We start from the raw sequence: 25,320 nt of genomic DNA on the forward strand, positions 1-25,320 counted from the left end.
ATGAGCCTGCAGTTGAAGGGGCGGCCGGTGCTGGTCGTCGGCGCCTCCACCCTCGCCGAACGCGTGATCCCGGATCTCCTCGACGCCGGGGCGGAGGTCACCGTCTGCGAGGGCGGGGAGATCACCACCGTGATCGAGGCCTGGGCGGAGGCCGGGCGGATCTCGCTGTACCGGACCACCTTCACCGCGGCGATGATCTGGGGCAAGTCCCTGGTGGTGCTCTGCGATCCGGGGCTGCGCCGGGAGGTCAGCGTGGAGGCCGCCCGCCGCGGCACCCTGGTCGACGACGCCACCGGCGGGGAGGCCGCCGACGTGCGCCGGGTCACCGGCCGGCGGGCCTCCCGGGCCGGGGATCTCGCCGGCACCGTGGCCCTGGTCGGCGGCGGCCCCGGGGACCCGGGGCTCATCACCGTGGAGGGCCGCCGGCTGCTGCGGCTGGCCGATGTGGTGGTCGCCGACCACCTGGCCCCGCTGTCCCTGCTCGGGGAGCTGGACCCGGACGTGGAGATCATCGACGCGGCGAAGCTGCCCTACGGCCGGGCGATGGCCCAGGACCGGATCCACGAGCTGCTCGCCGACCGGGCCCGGCAGGGCCTGTTCGTGGTGCGGCTCAAGGGCGGCGACCCCTACGTCTTCGGCCGCGGCTGGGAGGAGCACGCCGCCATGGTCGAGGCGGGCATCCCGGTGCGGGCGGTGCCCGGGATCACCTCCGCGGTGGCGGTGCCCGCCGCAGCCGGGATCCCGGTGACCCGGCGCGGGCTCACCCACGATCTGGCGATCGTCTCCGGGCACCTGCCCCCGGGGCACCCGGAGTCCCTGGTGGACTGGCCGGCGCTGGGCCGGCTGCGCGGCACCGTGGTGGTGATCATGGGGGTGCGCAACGGCCCGGCGATCGCGGCGGCGCTCATCGAGGGCGGCCGGGACCCGGGCACCCCGGCGGCGGTGGTGCAGGAGGGCACCACCGCCAACCAGCGCAGCCTGCGCTGCACCCTGGGCGAGCTGGGGCGGCGGCTCGTGGACGAGGGGGTGCGCCCGCCGGCGGTGCTGGTGATCGGCGAGGTCGCCGCCGCCGACGGGGCCGGGGGGCGCTGACCGGCTCCGCCGCCCCGCCCGGGGCTCAACCCGGGTGCGCGGTCACCTCGATGACCCCGTCGGCGGCCGCCGCGGCGTCCAGGCCGGCGGCCCGGGCGGCGGCGACCATCGCCGCCCGGTCGGCCAGCGGGCGCTCCGCGTCGGCGCGGGCCAGGGCCCGGGCGAGCAGGCCCTTGTGGTGCTTGTTGTGGTGCGAGACCACCTTCCCGGCGGCGGTGACCACCCGGGCGGTGATCGCCGCGGGGGCCCGGCCCAGGTTCACGTAGCCCCCGGAGCGCAGGTCCAGCACCGGCCCCGGCAGCGTGGCGAGCGCCGCCGGCAGCGCGCCGGCCCAGCGGGCCCGCATGGTCGGCGGCGCCGCCGCCGGGTCGGCCCGGCGGGGCAGCTTCGCCCCCGCGGAGAGCCGGTAGCGCGGGATCGGGTCATCGGCGCGCAGCAGCCCGAACAGCGCCGAGCCGATGAGCAGCCGGGACCGCTCCGCGGGGTCGAGCGTGGCCGCGTCCAGGGCGTCGTAGAGCACCCCGGTGTAGCGGTCCAGGGCGGCCATGGTGGGCGCGGTGGCCAGCTCCCGGTCCGCGTCGACCTCCGCGGCCAGCCGGGGGCCCAGGCCGAGCGCCGCCATCGCCCGGTCCCGGTCGGCGGCCAGGGCCGTCAGATCCGCGGCGATCTCGGCGCGGACGCCGGCCAGCTCCGGGAAGCCCAGCGCCGCCGGGTCCAGCGGGGCCCCGGCGCCGCCGGGGGCCTTCGTCTCCGAGGGGGGCAGGATGATGCGCATGCGGTGATGCTACCGCGGCCGCCCCCGGCGGCCCGGCGGCCTCGGCCGCCCGGGGCAGCGGCTAGACTGCCGGGCATGATTCAGCGAATGTCCCGGCTGTTCCTGCGCACCCTGCGCGAGGATCCGGCCGATGCGGAAGTCACCAGCCACAAGCTCCTCGTCCGGGCCGGGTACATGCGCCGCGTCGCCCCCGGCGTGTATTCGCTGCTGCCCCTGGGGCTGCGCCTGATGCGCAATATCGAGACGGTGGTGCGCGAGGAGATGGACGCCATCGGCGCCCAGGAGATCCTGCTGCCGGCGCTGCTGCCCCGGGAGCCCTACGAGGCCTCCGACCGGTGGACCGAGTACGGGGACAACCTGTTCCGGCTCAAGGACCGCCGCGACAACGACTACCTGCTCGGGCCCACCCACGAGGAGATCTTCACCCTCATGGTGAAGGACCTGTACTCCTCGTACAAGGACTTCCCGGCGATCCTGTACCAGATCCAGACCAAGTACCGGGACGAGGAGCGGCCCCGGGCGGGCATCCTGCGCGGCCGCGAGTTCGTGATGAAGGACTCCTACTCCTTCGACATGGACGAGGCCGGGCTGGAGGCCGCCTACCAGGCGCACCGCACCGCCTACCGCCGGATCTTCGACCGCCTCGGCGTGGACTACGTGATCTGCTCCGCGATGAGCGGGGCGATGGGCGGCTCCGCCAGCGAGGAGTTCCTCGCCGTCGCCGAGGCGGGGGAGGACACCTTCGTGCGCTCCACCGGCTCCGATTACGCCGCCAACGTGGAGGCGGTGACCACCCCCGCACCGGAGCCGGGGCCCGTCGAGGGGCTGCCGGAGGCGGTGGTGCACCCCACCCCGGGGGCGACCACCATCGCCGCCCTGGTGGACTGGGCCGGCCGCGCCCTGCCGGAGCGCGCGGTGACCGCCGCGGACACCCTCAAGCTCATCCTGCTCGCGGTCACCGAACCCGGCGGGGAGGAGGAGCTGCTCGGGGTGGCCATCCCCGGCGACCGCGAGGTGGACATGAAGCGGGTGGAGGCGGCCCTGGAGCCGGCCGCGGTGCGCCTGGCCGAGGACGCCGACTTCGCCCGGCACCCCTTCCTGGTGAAGGGCTTCATCGGCCCGCGGGCGCTGGCCGCCCACGGGGTGCGCCTGCTGGTGGACCCGCGCGTGGTGGCCGGCACCTCCTGGATCGCCGGCGCCGACGCGCCGGACGCCCATGTGGTGGACCTGGTCTGCGGCCGGGACTTCACCCCGGACGGCACCATCGAGGCCGCCGAGATCCGGGAGGGCGACCCCGCCCCGGACGGCCGGGGCACCCTCACCCTGGACCGCGGCATCGAGATCGGGCACATCTTCCAGCTGGGCCGCAAGTACACCGACGCCTTCGAGGTGGACATCCTCGACGAGTCCGGCAAACGGGCCCGGCCCACCATGGGCTCCTACGGGATCGGGGTGTCCCGGCTGGTGGGGGTGCTCGCCGAGCAGCTCAGCGACGAGCGCGGGCTGCGCTGGCCCGCCTCGGTGGCCCCGTACCAGGCGCATGTGGTGATCGCGAACAAGGACGCCGCCGCCGGGGAGGCCGCCGAGCGGCTGGCCGGGGACCTCGACGCCGCCGGGGTGAGCACCCTGCTCGACGACCGGCCGAAGGTCAGCCCCGGGGTGAAGTTCCGCGACTCCGAACTGCTCGGCATGCCGGTGGTGGTGGTCGTCGGCCGCGGTTTCTCCGACGGGCTGGTGGAGCTGCGCGACCGGATGGGCGGGGGGACCCGGGAGGTCCCCTACGCCGAGGCGGTCGCCGCGGTGCGCGCCCTGGTGCGCGGCGACTGAGCCCGGCGGGCCCGCGGCCGGCGCCCCGCATCCCCCGGCGGGGTGCGGGGCGCCGTCCGGTCACCCGCCGGCGCCCGGGGCGGCGCCGCCCAGGCCGGGCACCGCCGCGGTGGGCTCGCCCGCGAAAACCGCGGCCCCGGCCTGCGCCAGACCCGCGGCCTGCAGCGCGAAGAAGCGCACCCCCGGCTCATGGGCCTCGGCGAGCACCCCGCGCCAGGCCCGCGCCGCGGCGCGCTCCAGCTCCGCGGCGAACTCGCCCGGATCGGCGTCCGGGTCCGCCCCGCCGGCCGGGGCGTAGCCGGCCGGGGCGGCCGGCACCTCCGCGCCGGCGGCGTCGAGCACCCGGATCACCTCATCGCGCACCCGGCGGTGCCGGTCCGCGGAGGTCGCCGTGGACTCGGCCAGGCCGGCCGGCACCCGGGGCGCGGCCACCCCCATGCCGTAGATCAGCTGGTACTCGGCGGCCAGCGCCCCGGCGAGCAGCCCGGCATCCGCCGGACCGGGCTCGGCGCCCTCGAACAGGGGGGTCAGCTCCGCCCACTCCACCTCCGCCTCCCGCGCGGCGAGCACGATCCCGCCGGTGACCGCGGCGGCGACCAGCACCGGGAACTCCTCGCGCAGCGGGCCGTCGGCCAGCGCCTCCGGCAGCAGCGGCGAACGCAGCGAATCCAGCAGCAGCTCCCGGGCCCCGGTGCCCTCCGCCGGGTCCGCGGCGGCCTCCGGGTCGGCGACGCAGGACTGCGGGGCGGTGCCGTCCTCCCGGGTGCCGCAGGCCCGCTCGATTTCGGCCGCGAGCACCCGGGCGTGCTCCACCCGGGCACCGGCATCCTCACCCAGGCGCAGCACGTCCCGGTTGGCCAGGGCCAGCTGGGCGCGCAGCAGCGCATCGGGGCGCGGTTCGGTGATCCCGCAGCCGGCCGCGGCGGCCAGCCCCGCCCCGGCCAGGCCCAGGGCGCCGCCGAGGAAGACGCGGCGGCTGGGCCGGGCGGCGGTGGCGCGGGGCCGGTCGGCGGGGGCGGGGACGGGGGTCATTCGCGGCACGCTCACGCGACCATCGTGCCAGAACCGGGGGCCGATAGACTCGGCGGCATGGCAATTCCCAGCCCCCACGTCATCCGCGAGATCATCACCGGCGCGGTCGCCGGCCGGGGCCTGGACGTCGAGGACGTCCGGGTCGTCCGGGCCGGCGCCAAGTCCCAGGTCACCGTGCTCGTCGACGGGGACACCCCGCCCGACCTGGACGCCCTGGAGCGGGTCACCGCCGAGGTCTCCGCCGCCCTGGACGCCGCCGAGGCCGCCGGCCGGGCCGAGTTCGGCGCCCAGCCCTACACCCTGGAGGTCTCCACCCCGGGGGTGGACCACCCCCTGACCGAGCCGCGGCACTGGCGGCGCAACCGGGGCCGGCTGGTGCGGCTGCCCGGCGACGCCGGGCTGGCCCGGATCGGCGCCCTGGACCCCGACGGCGCCCGGGTGGTGCTGGTCGACGCCGCCGCACCCGGCGGCCGGGGCCGCGGCGGGCGGGCCGGCGGCTCCGGCCCGGGCCTGCGGGTGGCCGGGTTGGGTGCGGTGGCCGGGGCGGTGGTAGAAGTTGAGTTCGGCCCGGCGCCCCGCCCGGAGGCGGAGCTGGCCGGGCTGGACTTCACCGCAGCCCGCACCCGCCTGGAGGAAGACAAGTGAAGATCGAGCTCGCCGCCCTGCGCACCCTGGAGAGGGAGCAGGGCATCCGCGTGGAGGAGATGCTGGGCCTGCTCGGCCGGGCGCTGCGGGAGACCTACCGGGAGACCACCGCGCCGGCCCCGCACGCCCGGGTGGACATCGACGCCGACACCGGCGAGGTCACCGTCTTCGCCCAGGAGCGCGACGCCGAGGGCAACCTCATCGCGGAATGGGACGACACCCCCGAGCACCTGGAGTCCATCGCCGCGCCCAAGGTGCGCCAGGTGATCCTGCAGCGGCTGCGCGACGCCGCCACCGACCGGGTCTTCGGCGAATACGCCGACTACTCCAACCAGGTGGTCTCCGGGGTGGTGCAGCGCGACGTGCGCGCCAACGAGCGCGGCATCGAGATCATCCACATCGGCTCCGAGGCGGAGGGCCGCGACGGGGTGCTGCCCCCGGCCGAGCAGCTGCCGGGGGAGACCCTGGAGCACGGCCAGCGGGTGAAGTGCTACGTCGTCGGCGTGGAGCGCACCCCCCGCGGGGTGGGCATCAACCTCTCCCGCACCCACCCGGAACTGGTCCGCCGGCTGTTCGAGCTGGAGGTGCCGGAGGTCGCCGACGGGGCGGTGGAGATCGTCTCCATCGCCCGGGAGGCCGGGCACCGCTCCAAGGTGGCGGTGCGCCCGCTGGTGAAGGGGCTCAACGCCAAGGGCGCCTGCATCGGCCCGCGCGGCTCCCGGGTGGGCACCATCATGGAGGAGCTCGGCGGGGAGAAGATCGACATCATCGACTTCGACGAGGACCCGGCGGCCTTCGTGGGCAACGCCCTGGCCCCGGCGAAGGTGCTCGCCGTGGAGGTCGCCGACGCCGAGGAGCGCCGCGCCCGGGTCACCGTGCCCGACTACCAGCTCTCCCTGGCGATCGGCCGGGAGGGCCAGAACGCGCGGCTGGCGGCCCGGCTCACCGGCTGGCGGATCGACATCCGCTCCGACGCCGAGTAGCCGCCCCGGCGCGCCCGGCCAGCGGGTTGGGCACATGGGCCCGGTCCGGGTTATGCTGGTCATCGGCCAAGGCACGGAAACGACGTATGCGAAAGGGCGGTTGCGCGCTGCACGAGGATGACTTCCGCTGGCCCGGCGAATCCGCCGGACCGCGACCGCCGCACCGGGATCCGATCCCGGCCGGCGCCCCGCGCATCCGCACCCGCACCTGCATCGCCACCCGCGCCCGGCTGCCGGAGACGGAACTGCTGCGGGTCGTCGCCCGCGGCGAGGGGGCGGCGCTGCGCGTCATCCCCGATCCCCGCCGGCGGCTGCCGGGCCGCGGCGCCTGGTTGACGCCCACGCTGGACGCGTGGGCGGCGGCCGACAAGCGCCGCGCCTTCGGCCGCGCATTGAGGGTGTCCGCCACCGCGGACGCCGGCCCCGTGCGCGACTACCTCGAGGATCTCGGGGACGTCGCGCGGGGGCCTCGTTCCAAGGGAAAGACCTGAACACTGATGAGCACACGATGAAGCATCAGCGATGAACGGCAACCGATAATTCGGGGTCGGGACACACCAGCACGGGCGAGCGCCCGGGGTGCTGCTCGACTCCGCAAGTGAGGAGAGCAGTGTCCGGAAAGCTCCGTGTCCATGAGCTGGCTAAGCAGCTCGGGGTCACCAGCAAGGAACTCCTCGCCAAGCTCAAGGAGCATGGCGAGTTCGTCAAGACCGCGTCGTCGACCGTGGAACCCCCGGTCGTGCGCAAGATGAAGAAGGTGTACGCCGACGAGCGGGGCGAATCCGCCCCCGCCGCGGCCCAGCCGGGTCAGCCCGGCCAGCCGGGCCAGCCCGGCCCGGCCGCCAAGCCCGGCCCGGCGACCAAGCCCGGCCCCAAGCCGGCGAAGGCCGCCAAGGCCCCCGCCGCGCCGAAGCGGCCCACCCCGCCGACCCCGGCGGAGGCGGCCCCGGCCAAGCCCGCCGCGGCCCGGCCCGGCCCGGCCCCGGCCGCGCCGAAGGCGCCCAAGCCCACCCAGGTGCCCGGCGCCGCGCCCGGCCCGAAGGCCCCGCAGCGCGCCGAGGCCCCCGCCCCGGGCCCCAAGCCCGGCGGCAAGCCCGGCCCGAAGCCGGGCGCCCGCGCCCCGCGGGTGGCCAACAACCCCTTCTCCACCGGCACCCGGCCGGCGCCGCGGCCCTCCAACATGCCGCGCCCGCAGCCGCGTCCCGGCGGCAAGCCCGGGCCCCGGCCCGGCGGCGGGCCCCGCCCGCAGGGCGGCGCCAAGCCCGCCGGCCGGGGGCCCCGGCCCGGCGGCGGCCGGCCCACCCCGGCCGCGATGCCCCCGCACCCGAACCCCGGCCAGATGCCGGCGAAGGCCTCCTCGGGCGGTCCCGGCGGCGGCCGGCGCGGCCCCGGCGGCGGCCCCCGCGGCGGCCGCGGCGGACGGCGCGGCGGCACCGCCGGCGCCTTCGGCCGGCCCGGCGGCGCCCCGCGGCGCGGCCGCAAGTCGAAGCGGCAGAAGCGGCACGAGTACGAGGCGATGCGGGCGCCCTCGGTCGTCGGCGGCGTCAAGCTGCCCAACGGCCGGGGCCAGACCATCCGGCTCGCCCGCGGCGCCTCGCTGTCCGATTTCGCGGACAAAATCGACGCCGATCCGGCCGCCCTGGTGCAGGCCCTGTTCAACCTGGGCGAGATGGTCACCGCCACCGCCTCGGTGAGCGATGAGACCCTGCAGCTGCTCGGCGACGAGATGGACTACAAGGTCCAGGTCGTCTCCCCCGAGGACGAGGACCGGGAGCTGCTGGAGTCCTTCGACCTGCAGTTCGGCGAGGACGAGGGCGGCGAGGACGATCTCGAGATCCGGCCGCCGGTGGTCACCGTGATGGGCCACGTCGACCACGGCAAGACCCGGCTGCTGGACAGCATCCGCCAGGCCAACGTGGGCGGGCACGAGTCCGGCGGGATCACCCAGCACATCGGCGCCTACCAGGTGCAGGTGCCCTTCGAGGACGATGAGCGCCGGGTGACCTTCCTGGACACCCCGGGCCATGAGGCGTTCACCGCCATGCGCGCCCGCGGCGCGAAGTCCACGGACATCGCGATCCTGGTGGTCGCCGCCGATGACGGCGTGATGCCGCAGACGGTGGAGGCGATCAACCACGCCAAGGCCGCCGAGGTGCCGATCGTGGTCGCGGTGAACAAGATCGACAAGGAGGGCGCCGACCCGCAGAAGATCCGCGGGCAGCTCACCGAGTACGGGCTCACCGACGAGGAGTGGGGCGGCGACACCATGTTCGTCGACATCTCCGCCAAGCAGGGCGAGAACATCGACGCCCTGCTGGAGGCGGTGCTGCTCACCGCGGACGCCGAGCTGGACCTGCGCGCGAACCCGGAGATGGACGCCCAGGGCGTGGCCATCGAGGCCCACCTGGACCGCGGCCGCGGCCCCGTGGCCACCGTGATCGTGCAGCGCGGCACCCTGCGCGTCGGCGACTCCATCGTCGTCGGCGACGCCTACGGCCGGGTGCGCCGCATGATCGACGAGTACGGCAACGACGTCGAGGAGGCGGGCCCGTCCCGCCCGGTGCAGGTGCTCGGCCTGACCTCGGTATGCGGCGCGGGCGACAACCTGCTCGTCGTCGAGGAGGACCGCACCGCCCGGCAGATCGCGGATCGCCGCGACGCCCGCCGGCGCAATGCGCTGCAGGCTAAGAACCGGAAGCGGGTGAGCCTGGAGAACCTCGACGAGATCCTGCGGGAGACCTCCACGCTCAACCTCATCCTCAAGGGCGACAACGCCGGCACCGTGGAGGCGCTGGAGGAGGCCCTGCTGAAGATCGAGGTGGACGACGAGGTCGCGCTGAACATCATCGACCGCGGCGTCGGCGCGGTGACGCAGACCAACGTCAACCTCGCCGCCGCCTCGGATGCGGTGATCATCGGCTTCAACGTCCGCTCCGAGGGCAAGGCCACCGAGATGGCCAACGCCGAGGGCGTGGACATCCGGTACTACACGGTGATCTACAAGGCGATCGAGGAGGTCGAGGCGGCCCTGAAGGGCATGCTGAAGCCGGTCTTCGAGGAGCGCCAGGTCGGCCGCGCCGAGATCCGCGCCCTGTTCAAGGCCTCCGCGGTCGGCCTCATCGCCGGCTGCATGGTGGAGTCCGGCAAGGTGCGCCGCAACGGCAAGGTCCGGCTGCTGCGCGACGGCAACGTGGTCACCGAGAAGGCGACCATCGAGTCGCTGCGCCGGGAGAAGGACGACGTCACCGAGGTCTCCGCCGGCTACGAGTGCGGTATGGTGCTGTCCTACCCGGACATCCAGGTCGACGACATCATCGAGGTGTTCGAGGAGGTGGAGGTGCCGCGCACCTAGCGCGCACCCCGCCGCCGCCCCGGCCCCGTCCCCGCGTCCGCGGGGGCGGGGCCGGGGCCTTCGCGCGCCCCCGGGGGCCGGGGAGGACGCGGCGCCGCGAAGCGGCTAGCCTGGGTGCCCGTACCCGCCGCGCCCGGACCCCGGCCGCGGCAGCCCGACCCGAGGGAGTGATGGAGATGGCCGACCCGGCCCGCGCCCGCAAACTGGCCAAGCGGATCCAGGAGATCGTGGCCACCGCGATCGAGCTGGAGATCAAGGATCCCCGGCTGGAGTTCGTGACCGTCACGGACTGCCGGGTCACCGGGGATCTGCATGATGCGACCGTGTTCTACACGGTGCGCGGCCGCACCCTGGAGGAGGAGCCGGACTGGGCCGCCGCGGAGGCGGCCCTGGACCGGGCCCGCGGGGCGCTGCGCACCAAGGTGGGCCGGGGCACCGGGGTGCGCTTCACCCCCACCCTGTCCTTCGAGGTGGACACGGTGCCGCAGGCCTCCGCGCACCTGGAGGAGCTGCTGGCGCGCACCCGGGCCCGGGACGCGGAGCTCGCCGCCGCGGCCCGGGACGCCCGGCCCGCCGGGGACCCGGACCCGTACCGCCGCGAGGACGAGCCGGGGGAGCCGGCGTGACCGGGCCGGGCGCGGTCGCGGCCCCGGTGGCGCAGTCCATCAGCCGGCGGATGTCCGGGCCGCTGCAGGCGACCATGGACACCCTCGCCGACGCCCGGCAGGTGGTCGTCGTCGCGCACGTCAACCCCGACGCGGACGCGATCGGGGCGGCCGCGGCGATGGTGATGGCGCTGCGCCAGCGGGGGGTGCGCGCCCTGGCCACCTACGGGGAGGAGGCGCTGCCGGCGAAGTCGCTGCTCACCATCCCCGGCTGGCGGGATTTCGTGGGCTGCCGGGATCTGCCCGAGCGGGTGGACACCTGGGTGACCGTGGACTGCGCCTCGCCCTCCCGGCTCGGCGAGCTCGCCGACCGGATCCTCGCCGCGGACCGGGTGGTCAACATCGACCACCACGACTCCAACACCATGTTCGGCACCGTCAACCTCGTCGACGTGGAGGCGGAGTCGGCGACCATGGTGCTGCTGGACCTGTTCGAGGTGTGGGGGATCCGGCTGGACCGGGAGATGGCGCACGCCCTCTACGCGGGGCTGCTCACCGACACGGTGAGCTTCCAGTTCGGCCGGCCCCGGATGCACCTGGCCGCGGCCCGGCTGCTCGACTTCGGCCTGGATCCGCGCACCATCGGCGCAGAGCTGCTGGAGGGCCACCCCTTCGAGTTCCTGCCCTTCCTGGGCCGGGTGATGGCCACCGCCGGCCGGGACCCGGACTGGGGCGGCGGCGCCGGGCTGGTGCACGTCACCATCGGCCGCGGGGAGATGGCCGGGGTGGGCCATGACGAGGTGGAGGCGGTGGTGGACGTGGCCCGCACCACCGACGGCGGGGACGTGTGCGCGGTGCTCAAGGAGTACGAGCCCGGCCGCTGGACGCTGTCGCTGCGCTCCCGGGCGCTCGTCGACGTCTCCGCGGTGGCGGCGACCATGGGCGGCGGCGGCCATCTGCGCGCCGCCGGCTGCGAGGTCCGCGGGGACCGGGAGGCGGTGCTCGCGGCCCTGGCCGCGGCCTCGGGCACGGCCGCCGGCACCCGGCCGTGAGCGCCGCGGCACCGGGGGCCGCCGCGGTGCCGGAGGCCACCGCCGGGCGGATCCTCTCCCTGGCGCTGCCGGCGCTGGGCGTGCTCGCCGCCGCCCCGCTGTACCTGCTGCTGGACACCGCGGTGGTGGGCCGGCTCGGTGCCACGGAGCTGGCCGCGCTGGCCGCCGGCTCCACCATCCTGGCGATGGTCACCACCCAGCTGACCTTCCTCGCCTACGGCACCACCGCCCGCGCCTCCCGGGCCTTCGGCCGCGGGGATCGGCCCGCGGCGGTGGCCGAGGGGGTGCAGGCCACCTGGGTGGCGCTGCTGGTGGGACTGGTGCTGCTGGCGGTGATCCAGGCCTTCGCCGGGGTGTTCACGCGCTGGCTGGCCCCGGTGGGCTCGGTGGCCGCGGAGGCGGCGACCTGGTTGCGGGTGGCCTCCCTCGGCATCCCGCTGACCCTGCTCACCCAGGCCGGCAACGGCTGGCTGCGCGGGGTGCAGGACACCCGGCGGCCGCTGCTGTTCGTGCTCGCCGGGGTGCTCCCGGCGGCGGCCTCGGTGGCGCCCATGGTCTCCCGGCTGGGCCTGGTCGGCTCGGCCTGGTCCAATGTGCTCGGGCAGACCCTGACCTCGACCTGCTTCGCGGTGATGCTGCTGCGCACGGTGCGCGCCGAGGGGGTGTCCGCGGCCCCGCGGGCGCGGCTGATCCGCCGGCAGCTGGTGCTCGGCCGGGACCTGATCCTGCGCTCGCTGTCCTTCCAGGTGGCCTTCCTCTCCGCCGCGGGGGTGGCGGGCCGCTTCGGGGAGGCCGCCCTCGGCGGCCACCAGGTGCTGCTGCAGCTGTGGAATTTCATGTCCCTGGTGCTCGATTCGCTGGCGATCGCGGCGCAGACCCTGGTCGGCGCGGCGCTGGGCTCCGGGTCGGTGGCGCTGGCCCGGCGCACCGGGCGCCGGGTGATCGCCTGGTCGCTGGGCTTCGCCGGGGTGCTCGCGGCGGTGTTCGGGCTCGGCCACCGGGTGCTGCCGGCGCTGTTCACCGACGTGCCCGCGGTGCTGGCGGAGCTGGCCGCCGGGCCCTGGTGGCTGCTGGTGGCGATGATCCCGATCGGCGGGCTGGTCTTCGCCGTGGACGGGGTGCTGCTCGGCGCCGGGGACTCCCGGTACCTGCGGAACATCTCCATCGCCGCGGTGGTCCTGGGCTTCCTGCCGCCGGTGTGGCTCAGCGCCTTCTTCGGCTGGGGGCTTACCGGGGTGTGGTGGGGCCTGGTCTGCTTCCTGCTGATCCGGATGGTGGCGGTGGGACTGCGCTTCCGCGGCGCCCGGTGGGCGCGCACCGGCGCCCCGGACTGAGCCGGGCGGCGGGGGAGCGGACCCACCCCCGAATCAAGTTCATCATGCAAAAGCTGGTGCGCCTGTTGCTATTGTGGCCACAGTTGCCGCATGATTCCCATGTGGCGCCGCCGGTGCCGAGGCGCCGGCCCGGTGCCGCCGATGCCGCCGGTGCACCGTTACGATTCCGTTATCCGGGCCGATGGATCGGATGCGGCCCCCGCCCGGGGGCCGCGGCCGCAGCAGCAGGGAAGGAGGCCCGCCGATGGCCGAGGCCGAGCGCCCGCGCACCCTGTGGGCCGTCGCGGACCTGCACGTCTCGGTGCGCGGCAACCGGGAGGTGGTCGCCGGACTCGCCCCGGACAACCCGGACGACTGGCTGATCGTCGCCGGCGACGTCGCCGAGCGCCCCGAGCTCATCCTGCGCACCCTCGGCGAGCTCGCCGCCCGCTACGCCCGGGTGATCTTCACCCCCGGCAACCACGACCTGTTCTGCCGCGGCACCGACCGGCACGTCGGCGAGGACCGCTACGCCCAGCTCATCGAGGGCTGCCGCACCCTCGGCGTGCTCACCCCCGAGGACCCCTACCCGCAGTTCGGCGGGGTCACCGTCTGCCCCCTGTTCACCCTCTACGACTACTCCTGGCGCCGCCCGGGCACGACCGTCGACGAGGCCCTGGCGGAGGCGGCGGAGCGCGGGGTGGTGTTCACCGACGAGATGTCCATCCGGCCCTTCGCCGACCCGGTGCTGTGGTGCCGGCGGCGCCTGGCCTACACGGTGCGCCGGCTGTCCCGGATCGCCGGGCCCACCGTGCTGGTCAACCACTGGCCGCTGGCGCCGGAGCCGCTGGCGGCGCTGCGGCACCCGGAGATGACCCCCTGGTGCGGCACCCGGCACACCCGGGACTGGCCGCGGCGCTACGGCGCCCGCGCGGTCGTCTACGGGCATCTGCACATCCCCGCGGTGCACGAGATCGACGGGGTGCGCCATGCCGAGGTCTCCCTCGGCTATCCGCGGCAATGGCGGCGCCGGCCCCCGGAACCCCGGTGGCCCTACCCGGTTATGGAGGATCGATGACCGTGCTCACCCGGACCATGCTCCCGGCGCATGCCACCTACCACCAGATGTGGACCAGCGGCATCAGCCTGGACAACTACCGCCGCCTGGACCCGCGGGAACGCGTTCTGGTCGCCGGCGCGGTGGATGCGCGCAAGGCCGAGTTCGGCGACGCCCGCTGGTGCGCGCACCGCGCCATCGAGGAGCTCACCGGCCGGCCCTCGGCCACCCCGATCCTGCGCGGGGAGCGCGGGATGCCGCTGTGGCCGGCGGAGCTCACCGGCTCCATGACGCACACCGATGGCTTCCGGGCCGCGGTGGTCGCCCCCCGGCCGCTCACCCGCTCCATCGGGGTGGACGCGGAAATCGCCGAACCGCTGCCCGCCGGGGTGCTGGACTCCATCGCCTCGCCCCGGGAGCGGGCCATGGTCGCCGCCGCCGAACCGGACTTCGCGGACCGGCTGCTGTTCTGCGCCAAGGAGGCCACCTACAAGGCGTGGTTCCCGATCACCGGCCGCTGGCTGGGCTTCGAGGACGCCGAGGTGGATTTGCGCGAGGACGGCGGGTTCATCTCCTACATCCTCGCCCGGCCCACCCCGGTGCACTTCATCGAGGGCTCCTGGACCGTCGACCACGGCTACGTGATCGCCACCGCCGTGGTGCGCTGAGGCGCCGGCTCAGCCGAGGGTGGCCGGGCGCACCACGAACACGGTGCGCGCCCGCCGCCCGGACTCCTCGATGAGCGCCGGCACCCGCCCGTCCGGGCCGAGCGCGGCATGCACCCCGCTCCGCCCCACCGGCTCCAGCCAGCGGCCCTGGGCGAGCATCGCCGCCTGCGCGGCGTCGACCTCGCGCACCGGGAAGCAGCGCAGGCAGGCCGCGTCCAGGTCCAGGCAGGGCGCACCGCGCGCGGCGAGCTCGTCGAGGTCCACCGCATCGGCGAGGGTGAAGGGCCCGGCGGCGGTGCGGCGCAGCGCGGTGAGGTGCCCGCCGACGCCGAGCGCGGCCCCGAGATCCCGGGCCAGGGCGCGCACGTAGGTGCCCGCGGAGCACTCCACCACCACGTCCAGGTCCAGCCAGCGCCCCCCGGCGCCCTCCGGGCGGCGCAGCGCGGTGATCTCGAAGCGGCCGACGGTCACCTGCCGGGCCGGAATCGCCACCGCCTCGCCGCGGCGCACCCGGGCATGCGCCCGCTCGCCGTCCACCCGCACCGCGGACACCGCCGCCGGCACCTGCATCAGCTCCCCGGTGAGCCCGGCCACCGCGGCGCGCACCGCCTCCTCGGCCAGCCCGCCGGCCGGGGCGCCGCCGGTGGGCTCGCCCTCGGCGTCGTCGGTGACCGTGGCCGCGCCCAGCCGGATGGTCGCCGCGTAGGCCTTCGCGTCGGCGTGCACGTGGGCCAGGAAGCGGGTGCCCCGGCCCACGCCGAGCACCAGCACCCCGGTGGCCATCGGATCCAGGGTGCCGGAATGGCCGACCCGGCGGGTGCCCAGGATCCGGCGCACCCGGGCGACCACGTCGTGGCTGGTCATCCCGGCGGGCTTGTCCACGACCACCACCCCGGAGCCGGCCAGCGGGTCGGCGGCCGGGGGCGCTGCGGCGGCGGGGGTGCGGGCGGGGTCGGCTGCGGGCCGGTCGGCGGTGGGCATGCCGGGGATCCTACCGGCGCGGGTGGCCGCGGCGGGGGCGTCCGGGTGCGCCGGGCGGCTGCGGGGCGCGCCCCGCCATGTCGTATCGTGGGCCGGGTGGATATCTGGCACGGACTGGAGAACATCCCCGCGGATCTCGGGGCGACGGTGGTCACCATCGGCGTCTTCGACGGCATCCACCGGGGACATGCCAAGCTGATCGCCTCGGCCACCGCCCGCGCCCGCGCGCTCGGCCTGCCCACGGTCCTGGTCACCCTGCACCCCAACCCGATCGCGGTGTTCGCCCCGGAGCGGGCCCCGGCGATGCTGGCCACCCCGGCCCGCCGCGCGGAGCTGGCCGCCGACCTCGGCGTGGACCGCACCCTGGTGCTGCCCTTCACCCGGGAGCTCGCCGCGATGGCCCCGGAGCGCTTCGTCGCCGAGATCCTGGGCCGGCGGCTGCACGCGGCCTCGGTGCACGTGGGCGAGAACTTCACCTACGGCGCCCGCGCCGCCGGGGATCGGACCACCCTGCCGGCGCACGCCGCCGCGCACGGCATGGAGGCCCATATCGTGGACCTGCTCGCCGATGAGCGCGGCCCGGTGAGCTCCACCCGGATCCGCGCCCTGCTCGCCGCCGGGGACGTCGCCGGCGCCGCGGCCTGCCTGGGGCATCCGCACCGGCTCAGCGGGGAGATCATCCACGGCCGGGGCCGCGGCGGCGCCCAGCTGGGCTTCCCCACGGCGAATATGGCGCTGCCGGAGGCGGTGGCGATCCCCGCCGACGGGGTCTACGCCGGCTGGTTCACGGTCACCGCCGGGCCGGGGCGCGCCGCGGCGGACCCGGAGGGGGACATGCCGCTGCACCGGACCTGCCCGGCCGCGGTGAGCGTGGGCACGAACACCACCTTCGGCGACACCGCGCGCACCGTGGAGGCCCACGTCATCGACCGCTCCGCGGACCTCTACGGGCTCACCGGGCACCTGGACCTGGTGGGGCGGATCCGGCCGATGGTCACCTTCGACGGGGTCGACGCGCTCATCGCCCGGATGCGCCGGGACGTCGCCGAGGCCCGCGGCATCCTCGGCCTCGGCTAGCCCGGGCCGCGCCGGGGGCGCCCGGATTTCCCGGCCGCGGCGGCGGCCTGGTATCGTGGGCCGCCGGTCGCGACCGTGGTCCACGAACGGTCGCCGCAGGCGGGGGATGCCCCGCGGCCCCAGTGGACTGAAACAGCCACCGAACAGAAGAGGAGACGCGCACATGGCGCTGTCCACCGAGCGCAAGGCCGAGATCCTGAAGGAATTCGGCGTCCACGAGACCGACACCGGCTCCCCCGAGGCCCAGGTCGCCCTGCTCACCGCCCGCATCCGCGAGCTCACCGAGCACCTGAAGTTCCACAAGCACGACCACCACTCCCGCCGCGGCCTGCTGCTGCTGGTCGGCCGCCGCAAGGGCCTGCTGAAGTACCTGCAGGACAATGACGTGGAGCGCTACCGCGCCCTCATCGAGCGCCTGGGCCTGCGCCGCTAGCCGCGGCACCCGCCCCTCGCGCCGCGCCCCGCCGGTTCCGCCGGCCGGGGCGCTTTCGCATGCCCGGCCTGGTAGACTCCCCGGGGTGTCCATAGACGGAAAACTATGGGGCGGCACCGATGATCGCCCACGGGACACCGAACGAAAGACGTGGTCTACAACCGCATGAGCGACAACACCCAATACGAGTACGAGGACGACTTCTCCGACATCGTCGAGACGGTCGCCGTCATCGACAACGGGGACTTCGGCAAGCGCGAGGTGCGCTTCGAGACGGGCCAGCTGGCCCTGCAGGCCGACGGGGCGGTCACCGCCTACCTCGACGACGACACGATGATGCTGGCCACCACCTGCGCATCGAGCAAGCCCCGGGAGCACCTGGACTTCTTCCCCCTCACCGTCGACGTGGAGGAGCGGATGTACGCCGCCGGGCGTATCCCGGGCTCCTTCTTCCGGCGGGAGGGCCGGCCCAGCCAGGACGCGATCCTGGCCTGCCGGCTGATCGACCGGCCGCTGCGGCCCACCTTCGTCAAGGGCCTGCGCAACGAGATCCAGATCATCATCACCGTGCTGAGCCTGGATCCGAAGGACATGTACGACGTGGTGGCGATCAACGCCGCCTCCGCGGCCACCCAGCTCTCCGGGCTGCCGGTGTCCGGCCCCGTCGGCGGGGTGCGCATGGCGCTGGTCGCCGACGAGAAGCACCGCGACGGCGCCTGGGTGGCCTTCCCCACCCAGGAGCAGCACGAGTCCGCGCTGTTCGAGATCGTCGTCGCCGGCCGGCTCACCGGCGACGGCGACGGCGCCGACAACGTGGCCATCATGATGGTCGAGGCCGGCGCCACCGAGGGCGTCACCGGCCTCATCGCCGCCGGCGGGCCCGCGCCCACCGAGTCCGTGGTGGCCGCCGGCCTGGAGGCCGCCAAACCGCATATCGCCGAGCTGTGCCGCGCCCAGCGCGCCCTGGCCGAGGAGGCCGCCGGCGAGGTCCGCGAGTTCCCGCTGTACCCGGCCTACGCCGAGGAGGTGCACGCCGCGGTGGAGAAGCTGGCCCGCAAGAAGCTGCCGAAGCTGCTGCGCACCCCCGGCAAGCAGGAGCGCGACGACGCCACCAACGAGCACATGGCCGAGGTGGTGGACAAGCTCGCCGAGGACTTCCCGGAGCGGGAGAACGAGATCCGCAACGCCTACAACGCGGTGATGAAGTCCGTGGTGCGGGAGATGATCCTCGCCGAGGGCTACCGCATCGACGGCCGCGCCACCGACGCGATCCGGGACCTGGGCGTGGAGATCGAGCTCATCCCGCGCGCCCACGGCTCCGCCCTGTTCGAGCGCGGCGAGACCCAGATCCTGGGCGTGACCACCCTGGACATGATGAAGATGGAGCAGCAGATCGACTCGCTGAGCCCCGTCGATCACAAGCGCTACATGCACCACTACAACTTCCCGCCGTACTCCACCGGCGAGACCGGCCGGGTGGGCTCCCCGAAGCGCCGCGAGGTCGGCCACGGGGCGCTCGCCGAGCGCGCGCTGCTGCCGGTGCTGCCCACCCGCGAGGAGTTCCCCTACGCCATCCGGCAGGTCTCCGAGGCGCTGGGCTCCAACGGCTCGACCTCGATGGGCTCGGTGTGCGCCTCCACGCTGTCGCTGTACAACGCGGGCGTGCCGCTGAAGGCCCCGGTCGCGGGCATCGCGATGGGCCTGGTCTCCGGCGAGGTGGACGGGGAGACCCGCTACGTGGCGCTGACCGACATCCTCGGCGCCGAGGACGCCTTCGGCGACATGGACTTCAAGGTCGCCGGCACCGCGGACTACATCACCGCCCTGCAGCTGGACACCAAGCTCGACGGCATCCCCTCGAAGGTGCTCGCCGACGCCCTGGCCCAGGCCAAGGACGCCCGGGAGACCATCCTCGCGGTGATGGAGGAGGCCATCGACGGCCCCGACGAGATGAGCCCGCTGGCCCCGCGGATCACCACCATCACCGTGCCGCCCTCGAAGATCGGCGAGGTGATCGGGCCCAAGGGCAAGATCATCAACGGGATCACCGAGGAGACCGGCGCGGACGTGTCCATCGAGGACGACGGCACCGTGTACGTCTCGGCGACCTCCGGGGAGGCCGCGGAGGCCGCGATCGAGAAGATCAACGCGATCGCCAACCCGCAGCTGCCCAAGGTCGGAGAGCGCTACCTGGGCACCGTGGTGAAGACCACCGCCTTCGGCGCCTTCGTCTCCCTGGTGCCCGGCCGCGACGGCCTGGTGCACATCTCCAAGCTCGGCGACGGCAAGCGGATCGACAAGGTCGAGGACGTGGTCACCGTCGGCGACAAGCTCCAGGTGGAGATCGCCGACATCGACAACCGCGGCAAGATCTCGCTGGTCCCGGTCAAGGAGTAGCCCCGCCCCCAGGCGCGCGCCCCGACCCCCCGGGGCCGCGCCGCGCGCCTCGCCCCCCGGCCCCCGGCCGGACGCCCCCGCGGCGTCCGCCCGGGGGCCGCGGCGCTTCCGCCCGGCGGCGCCCCCGGACCCCGGTAGCGGTGTTCACCGACGGGGGTACCCTGGGGTCGGGTTCTCCCGGCCGGACGGCGGCGGGGCCGGGACCCGGGCGGGCGCGGGCCGCGCCGCCCAGCCGACGCCGCCCGAGGCGAGGATGTGCCCATGAACGACGACCCCGGGGCGCGCACCATGCTGTGCGCCGGCGACTACCAGGCGTGGATCGGCGAGGTGGGCGGTGGCCCGCGCAGCCTGCGGCACCGCGGCCGGCCGCTGCTGGCCGAGTACCCGGAGGCGACGCCGCCGCCGCTGGACGCCGGGATCCTGCTCGCGCCCTGGCCGAACCGCACCCGCGACGGCGAATACTCCTTCGCCGGCCGGGCGCACCGCCTGGTGGTCACCGAACCGCCCCGGCACACCGCCATCCACGGCTTCACCGGGCGGATGGCCTGGTCCCCGGCCGCCCCCGAGGGCGCCGCCCACCCGGAGCGCACCATCCGCCGCCGGCTGCGCATCCCCGAGCAGCCCGGGTGGCCCTGGCCCCTGGAGCTCACCGCGGACTGGACCCTGGACGCCGACACCGGGCTCACCGGGGAGCTGACGGTGGCGAACCTCGCCGGCCAGGAGTGCCCGCTCGGGGTGGGCTGGCACCCCTACCTCGTCGCCTGCGGGGCGGAGCTCGACGAGACCGTCCTGGAGGCCCCGGTGACCACCGCGCTGCCGCTGGACCCGCGGCGCAATCTGCCGATCGGCGATCCCGGCCCGGCGGATCCGGTGCTCGGCGAGGTCGGCGGCCGGCGCACCGGGGCCGGCTGGTCGGTGCCGATGGACGGCACCTGGCTGGACCACTGCTTCGGCGCCGCCGCGGACCCCGACGGCGTGCTGCGCGCCCGGTTGCGCGGCCCGGAGGGGGCGGTGGAGCTGCGCGCCGGCGGCGAATTCGGCTGGCTGCAGATCTACACCGCGGACCCGGCCCGGGGGGAGGGCTTCCCGGGCCTGGGCCGGGCGGTGGCGGTGGAGCCGATGACCTGCCCGCCGGACGCGCTGAACTCGGGCACCGATCTGCTCACCCTGGCCCCGGGGGAGCGACGCCGCTTCGAGGTCGGCATCCGGGCGATCGACTGATCCGGCCGGACCCGGCCCCGGCCGCCGCCGCGGCCGGGGCCGGGGTGCGCGCAGGGGTGCCCCGGCGGGGCCGGGGGCCGCTGCGGTGAGCGCCGCTTAGCACCCGGTGCCGCCCGGTTATCCGTCCCCTGATCGATTCAGAAGGGTAATGAAACCCGGGGGATTTCCCGGTACGGCCGAAAATGTGGCCATTCCCACGTCGCCGGGGGAGGCGGAAACCGCGTCCCGCGGGTAAACCGGGGGTGACGGGCAAATGCACGCGAGGTACGGCCCCCGGGGTCGCCGGCGGCTCGTCATGCCGGCCGCGTGTGGCGCCCCACGGCAATCCGGGCCCGGCCGCGCCGGCCGCACCCGCGGCCTCCCCGCGCGGGCCCACGGCAAAGGAGACGTGACCTTGATCATGGCTCAGGAGGCCCTGCGCCTCAACGCCACCTGGGTGGACTACTCACTGGTGGCGCTGTACTTCATCTTCGTGCTCGGCATCGGATGGGCCGCTCGGTCCAAGGTGTCCAGCTCGATCGACTTCTTCCTCTCCGGCAGGTCCCTGCCGGCCTGGGTGACCGGGCTCGCCTTCATCTCGGCGAACCTCGGCGCCGTGGAGATCGTCGGCATGAGCGCCAACGGCGTCGAATACGGCTTCCAGACGATGCACTACTTCTGGATCGGCGCCATCCCGGCGATGGTCTTCCTCGGCATCGTGATGATGCCCTTCTACTACGGCTCCAAGGTCCGCTCGGTGCCGGAGTTCATGCTCCGCCGCTTCGGGCCCGGGGCGCACCTGGTCAACGCGATCTCCTTCGCGGTGGCCCAGCTGCTCATCGCGGGCATCAACCTGCTGCTGCTGGCCAAGGTGGTCAACTCCCTGCTCGGCTGGCCGCTGCTGGTCACCCTGCTCATCGCCGCGGTGATCGTGCTGTCCTACATCACCCTCGGCGGGCTGTCCGCGGCGATCTACAACGAGGTGCTCCAGTTCTTCGTGATCGTCGCCGCCCTGGTCCCGCTGACCCTGATCGGCCTGCACAACGTCGGCGGCTGGGGCGGGCTGAAGACCGCCCTGAACGCGGAGAGCCACTTCCACACCTGGCCGGGCACCGACATCTCCGGCTTCGACAACCCGATCGTCTCCGTCATCGGGCTGACCTTCGGCCTCGGCTTCGTGCTCTCCTTCGGCTACTGGACCACCAACTTCGTCGAGGTGCAGCGCTCCATGGCCGCCGATTCGCTCTCCGCGGCCCGGCGCACCCCGATCATCGGTGCCTTCCCGAAGATGTTCGTGCCCTTCGTGGTGGTGCTCCCCGGCATGATCGCCGCGGCCACCGTCGCCCCGATCATGGACTCCACCGCCCCGCCGAATGACGCGATGCTCTACCTCATGCGGGATCTGCTGCCCAACGGGCTGCTCGGCGTGGCCCTGGCCGGCCTGCTGGCCGCGTTCATGGCCGGCATGGCGGCGAACATCTCCGCCTTCAACACCGTGTTCAGCTACGACATCTGGCAGACCTACGTGGTCAAGGACCGCGCCGACGACTACTACCTGAAGGTGGGCCGGCTGGCCACCATCGGGGCCACCGTGATCGCGGTGGGCACCGCGCTCATCGCGGACAACTTCGGCAACGTCATGGACTACCTGCAGACGCTGTTCGGCTTCTTCAACGCGCCCCTGTTCGCCACCTTCATCCTGGGCATGTTCTGGAAGCGGATGACCCCCACCGCCGGCTGGGTGGGCCTGGTGCTGGGCACCCTGTCCGCGATGACCTACTGGGGCATCTCCGAGTTCGCCGGGCTGGAGGCCGGGTTCTTCAACCTGCCCGGGCAGGGCACCGCCTTCGTCGCGGCGTCCATCGCCTTCGCCGTGGACATCATCGCCTCGATCATCGTCTCGCTGGTCACCGAGCCGAAGCCGGACCATGAGCTGGTCGGCTTCGTCAAGTCCGTGACCCCCAAGGAGGATCTCGTGGACGCCGCGGAGGAGTGCCTGCCCTGGTACCGCCGCACCGTCCCGCTGGGCATGCTCTGCCTCGCCATGGTCCTGGTCCTCAACGTCATCTTCGCCTAGGAGGGATTACCCATGGCAACCAACGACACCCCCCGCGCCGGCCGGCGCTCCGCCGGCGCCTTCGACATCCGCAACGTGATCGGGCTGCTGCTCGCCCTCTACGGGGTGGTGCTGCTGCTCTCCGCGATGCTGCTCGACCCGGGCCTGAACCCGGACACCGGGCTGCCCAAGGAGGCGATGTACAACACCTGGGCGGGCGTCGCCCTGGTCGTCGTCGCCGCCGTGTTCTTCATCTGGGCGAAGCTGCGCCCCATCATCGTGCCCGTGGAACCGGGCACCGTGGAGGCCCAGGCGCTCGCCGCGGAGGGGGAGGCGTAGCCGGTGGCCGAGCACGAATTCGCCGTCACCCGCACCACCCTCGCCGACGGCCGGGAGCTGATCTACTTCGACGACTCCCCGGGCTACGCCACCGGGGAGCGGGTCCGCGAGCTGCATGACGCCCGGGACCTGCCGGAGGCGATCACCGAATCCGAGCTGCGCCGGGATCCGCTCACCGGGGACTGGTACGCCTACGCCGCGCACCGGATGAACCGCACCTTCATGCCCCCGGCCAACGAGGATCCGCTGGCGCCGACCCGGCCCGGGGAACCGCCCACCGAGGTGCCCGCCGAGGACTACGACGTGGTGGTCTTCGAGAACCGCTTCCCCTCGCTGTCCATGCACATGGAGGTGCCGGAGGACTTCGCCGGCGATGTCGAGGGCCAGGGGCTGGTGCAGCGCCGCCCGGCGCTGGCCCGCTGCGAGGTGGTCTGCTTCACCCCCGAGGTCTCCGGGTCCTTCCGGGACCTGCCGCGGCGCCGGGTGCGCACCGTGATCGAGGCCTGGGCGCACCGCACCCGGGAGCTCTCCGAGATCGAGGGGGTGCGCCTGGTGTTCCCCTTCGAGAACCGGGGCGAGGAGATCGGGGTCACCCTGCAGCACCCGCACGGGCAGATCTACTCCTACCCCTACCTGCCGCCGCGGGCGGCGGCGATCGCCCGGCGCTGCCGGGAGCACCGGGCCGAAACCGGCCGGGAGCTCTTCGACGATCTGCTCGCCGCCGAGCGCGGTTCCCGGCGCCGGGTGCTCATCGAGGGGGAGCATTTCCTGGCCTTCGTGCCGGCCTTCGCGAAATGGCCGGTGGAGGCGATGGTGGTGCCCTACCGGGACGTGCCCGACTTCGCCGCGCTCACCGACCCGGAGAAGGAGGAGCTGGCCGGGATCCTGCTGGATCTGCTCGGCCGGCTGGATCGCTTCTTCGAGGGCGTCGAGCGCACCCCCTACATCGCCTCGTGGAACCAGGCGCCGGTGGGGGAGGACCGCCGGGACGGCCGGCTGCACCTGCAGCTGTACTCGATGATGCGCTCGCCGGGGCGGATGAAGTTCCTCGCGGGCAGCGAATCCGGGCAGGGGGCGTGGATCTCCGACACCACCCCCGAGCGGATCGCGGACCGGTTCCGGGAGGTGGCCCGATGAGCGAGCGGCCGAACGCCCCCGCCTACGCCCCGGCGCGCGATGACGCCGCCGGCGCCGCGGACGCCGCCGCCCTGTTCCGCCGCGCCTTCGGCGCGGAGCCGGCCGGGGTGTGGGCGGCGCCGGGGCGGGTGAACCTGATCGGCGAGCACGTCGACTACGCCGGCGGGATCTGCCTGCCCTTCGCCCTGGCCCAGCGCACCTTCGCCGCGGTCGCCCCGCGTGCGGACGGCCGGCTGCGGCTGGTCTCCGACTTCGACGGGGCCGAGGCCGAGCCGGTGGAGATCGCCCTGGCCGAGGTCGGCCCGGGCTCCCCGGCCGGCTGGGCCGGCTACGCCGCCGGCGCCATCTGGGCGCAGCAGGCCGCCGGGGACCTGCCCGCCGATCTGGGCGGCTTCGACATCGCGATCACCTCCGATGTGCCGGTCGGCGGGGGACTGTCCAGCTCCGCGGCCCTGGAGTGCTCCGTGGCGCTGGCCGCCCGGGAGCTGGCCGCCGAGGCCCCCGACGAGGCCGCCCGGCGCCGCCTGGTCACCGCCTGCATGCGGGCGGAGAACGAGGTCGTCGGCGCCGCCACCGGGGGTCTGGACCAGCGGATCGCGCTGCTCGGCGAGGCCGGCAGCGCCCTGGCCATCGACTTCGGCGCGGACACCGATGAGCAGGTGCCCTGCGATCTCGGCGCCGCCGGGCTGGAGCTGCTGGTCATCGACACCCGGGCCGCGCACAGCCTCGCCGACGGGCAGTACGCCTCCCGGCGCGGGGTGATCGACGCCGTCGCCGCCGCGGCCGGGGCGGAGGTGCTGCGCGAGGTCGCCGACCCGCTGGCCCACGCCGAGGCCTGGGCGGCCGGCTCCGTCCCGGCGGGGGAGGACCCGGACCGGTGGGCGGACACGGTGCGCCGTCGGGTGGGCCACGTGCTCTCCGAGAACGAGCGCACCACCGCCGCCATCGCCCAGCTGCGCGCCGGGGACTTCGCCGGCTTCGGCGAGTCCATGTGCGCCTCGCACGCCAGCCTGCGCGACGACTACGAGGTCTCCTGCGCGGAACTGGACCTGGCGGTGGACACCGCCATGGCCCATGGCGCCCTCGGCGCCCGGATGACCGGGGGCGGCTTCGGCGGCTCCGCGATCGCCCTGGTGCGCGCCGAGGACGAGCGGGAGGTGGCCGGCGCCATCGCCGCGGCCTTCGCCGAGGCGGGCTTCACCGCCCCGGCCTTCCTCGCCGCCACCCCCTCCGGCGGCGCCCGCCGGGTCGGCTGAGCCGGCCGCCGCCCGCCCCGCCCGCCGCCGGAGCCCCCGGCGG

The 25,320-nt window shown here is 74.9% G+C and carries 22 protein-coding genes; 19 read left to right on the top strand and 3 right to left on the bottom strand.

The features are described from left to right. Positions 1-1,092, top strand: coding sequence for a uroporphyrinogen-III C-methyltransferase (gene cobA / locus CSPHI_RS05280; protein ID WP_075691828.1), 1,092 nt, complete (start codon positions 1-3; stop codon positions 1,090-1,092). 25 nt (positions 1,093-1,117) lie between these two features. Here cobA and CSPHI_RS05285 read toward each other — a convergent pair whose 3' ends face one another. Then, entirely contained in the window at positions 1,118-1,867 is a 750-nt protein-coding gene (locus CSPHI_RS05285) for a YaaA family protein (protein WP_075691829.1), read from the bottom strand. Between the two features lie 75 nt (positions 1,868-1,942). Here CSPHI_RS05285 and CSPHI_RS05290 point away from each other — a divergent pair, with 75 nt between their 5' ends. Further along, entirely contained in the window at positions 1,943-3,694 is a 1,752-nt protein-coding gene (locus CSPHI_RS05290) for a proline--tRNA ligase (protein WP_075691830.1), read from the top strand. A 60-nt stretch (positions 3,695-3,754) separates the two neighbouring features. Here CSPHI_RS05290 and CSPHI_RS05295 read toward each other — a convergent pair whose 3' ends face one another. Then, positions 3,755-4,726: a DUF4439 domain-containing protein gene (locus CSPHI_RS05295; protein ID WP_075691831.1), complete on the bottom strand. Its 972-nt coding sequence runs from the start codon at positions 4,724-4,726 to the stop codon at positions 3,755-3,757. Between the two features lie 57 nt (positions 4,727-4,783). On the opposite strand from CSPHI_RS05295, the gene rimP reads away from it, so the two are divergent. The 9 genes from rimP to CSPHI_RS05340 all read left to right on the top strand — a co-directional run bounded on the left by rimP (position 4,784) and on the right by CSPHI_RS05340 (position 14,401). After that, positions 4,784-5,371, top strand: a complete 588-nt coding sequence (rimP, locus tag CSPHI_RS05300; protein ID WP_075691832.1) for a ribosome maturation factor RimP — start codon at positions 4,784-4,786, stop codon at positions 5,369-5,371. Beyond that, positions 5,368-6,354 (top strand): transcription termination factor NusA, encoded by a 987-nt coding sequence (gene nusA / locus CSPHI_RS05305; protein WP_075691833.1) that lies wholly within the window; start codon positions 5,368-5,370, stop codon positions 6,352-6,354. The genes rimP and nusA overlap by 4 nt, the downstream gene beginning before the upstream one ends. A gap of 173 nt (positions 6,355-6,527) precedes the next feature. Further along, positions 6,528-6,845, top strand: coding sequence for a YlxR family protein (locus CSPHI_RS05310; RefSeq protein ID WP_075693763.1), 318 nt, complete (start codon positions 6,528-6,530; stop codon positions 6,843-6,845). A 119-nt stretch (positions 6,846-6,964) separates the two neighbouring features. Further along, the gene (gene infB / locus CSPHI_RS05315; RefSeq protein WP_075691834.1) at positions 6,965-9,706 is read left to right on the top strand and encodes a translation initiation factor IF-2; all 2,742 of its coding nucleotides are present in this window, start codon (positions 6,965-6,967) and stop codon (positions 9,704-9,706) included. Between the two features lie 176 nt (positions 9,707-9,882). Continuing rightward, entirely contained in the window at positions 9,883-10,332 is a 450-nt protein-coding gene (rbfA, locus tag CSPHI_RS05320) for a 30S ribosome-binding factor RbfA (protein WP_075693765.1), read from the top strand. After that, the gene (locus tag CSPHI_RS05325; protein ID WP_245803354.1) at positions 10,329-11,363 is read left to right on the top strand and encodes a DHH family phosphoesterase; all 1,035 of its coding nucleotides are present in this window, start codon (positions 10,329-10,331) and stop codon (positions 11,361-11,363) included. Before rbfA ends, CSPHI_RS05325 begins: the two co-directional genes overlap by 4 nt. After that, the gene (locus CSPHI_RS05330) at positions 11,360-12,697 is read left to right on the top strand and encodes an MATE family efflux transporter (RefSeq protein ID WP_075691835.1); all 1,338 of its coding nucleotides are present in this window, start codon (positions 11,360-11,362) and stop codon (positions 12,695-12,697) included. The genes CSPHI_RS05325 and CSPHI_RS05330 overlap by 4 nt, the downstream gene beginning before the upstream one ends. Positions 12,698-12,941: 244 nt before the next feature. Beyond that, the gene (locus tag CSPHI_RS05335; protein ID WP_075691836.1) at positions 12,942-13,754 is read left to right on the top strand and encodes a metallophosphoesterase family protein; all 813 of its coding nucleotides are present in this window, start codon (positions 12,942-12,944) and stop codon (positions 13,752-13,754) included. Next, positions 13,751-14,401: a 4'-phosphopantetheinyl transferase family protein gene (locus CSPHI_RS05340; RefSeq protein ID WP_157118489.1), complete on the top strand. Its 651-nt coding sequence runs from the start codon at positions 13,751-13,753 to the stop codon at positions 14,399-14,401. Before CSPHI_RS05335 ends, CSPHI_RS05340 begins: the two co-directional genes overlap by 4 nt. Before the next feature lie 9 nt (positions 14,402-14,410). On the opposite strand, the gene truB is transcribed toward CSPHI_RS05340, so the two are convergent. Continuing rightward, a complete protein-coding gene (truB, locus tag CSPHI_RS05345) occupies positions 14,411-15,382 on the bottom strand; it encodes a tRNA pseudouridine(55) synthase TruB (RefSeq protein ID WP_084210261.1) in 972 nt (323 codons plus the stop codon). A gap of 87 nt (positions 15,383-15,469) precedes the next feature. On the opposite strand from truB, the gene CSPHI_RS05350 reads away from it, so the two are divergent. From CSPHI_RS05350 to galK, 8 genes are all read left to right on the top strand, one after another. After that, positions 15,470-16,459 (top strand): bifunctional riboflavin kinase/FAD synthetase, encoded by a 990-nt coding sequence (locus CSPHI_RS05350; protein WP_075691837.1) that lies wholly within the window; start codon positions 15,470-15,472, stop codon positions 16,457-16,459. Positions 16,460-16,622: 163 nt separating this feature from the next. Continuing rightward, positions 16,623-16,892 (top strand): 30S ribosomal protein S15, encoded by a 270-nt coding sequence (rpsO, locus tag CSPHI_RS05355; protein WP_075691838.1) that lies wholly within the window; start codon positions 16,623-16,625, stop codon positions 16,890-16,892. 165 nt (positions 16,893-17,057) lie between these two features. Beyond that, positions 17,058-19,289, top strand: coding sequence for a polyribonucleotide nucleotidyltransferase (locus CSPHI_RS05360; protein ID WP_075693773.1), 2,232 nt, complete (start codon positions 17,058-17,060; stop codon positions 19,287-19,289). Between the two features lie 261 nt (positions 19,290-19,550). Continuing rightward, positions 19,551-20,510, top strand: a complete 960-nt coding sequence (locus CSPHI_RS05365) for an aldose epimerase family protein (RefSeq protein WP_211274687.1) — start codon at positions 19,551-19,553, stop codon at positions 20,508-20,510. A gap of 400 nt (positions 20,511-20,910) precedes the next feature. Beyond that, the gene (locus tag CSPHI_RS05370) at positions 20,911-22,566 is read left to right on the top strand and encodes a sodium:solute symporter family protein (RefSeq protein WP_075693776.1); all 1,656 of its coding nucleotides are present in this window, start codon (positions 20,911-20,913) and stop codon (positions 22,564-22,566) included. A 12-nt stretch (positions 22,567-22,578) separates the two neighbouring features. Next, on the top strand, positions 22,579-22,884 hold the full coding sequence (locus CSPHI_RS05375; RefSeq protein WP_075691839.1) for a hypothetical protein: 306 nt from the start codon (positions 22,579-22,581) through the stop codon (positions 22,882-22,884). 3 nt (positions 22,885-22,887) lie between these two features. Then, on the top strand, positions 22,888-24,021 hold the full coding sequence (gene galT / locus CSPHI_RS05380; RefSeq protein ID WP_075691840.1) for a galactose-1-phosphate uridylyltransferase: 1,134 nt from the start codon (positions 22,888-22,890) through the stop codon (positions 24,019-24,021). After that, positions 24,018-25,277, top strand: coding sequence for a galactokinase (gene galK / locus CSPHI_RS05385; RefSeq protein ID WP_084210263.1), 1,260 nt, complete (start codon positions 24,018-24,020; stop codon positions 25,275-25,277). Before galT ends, galK begins: the two co-directional genes overlap by 4 nt. The last annotated feature ends 43 nt before the right edge of the window (positions 25,278-25,320 follow it).

Origin of the sequence: Corynebacterium sphenisci DSM 44792, assembly GCF_001941505.1 — a bacterium.
Lineage (GTDB): Bacteria > Actinomycetota > Actinomycetes > Mycobacteriales > Mycobacteriaceae > Corynebacterium > Corynebacterium sphenisci.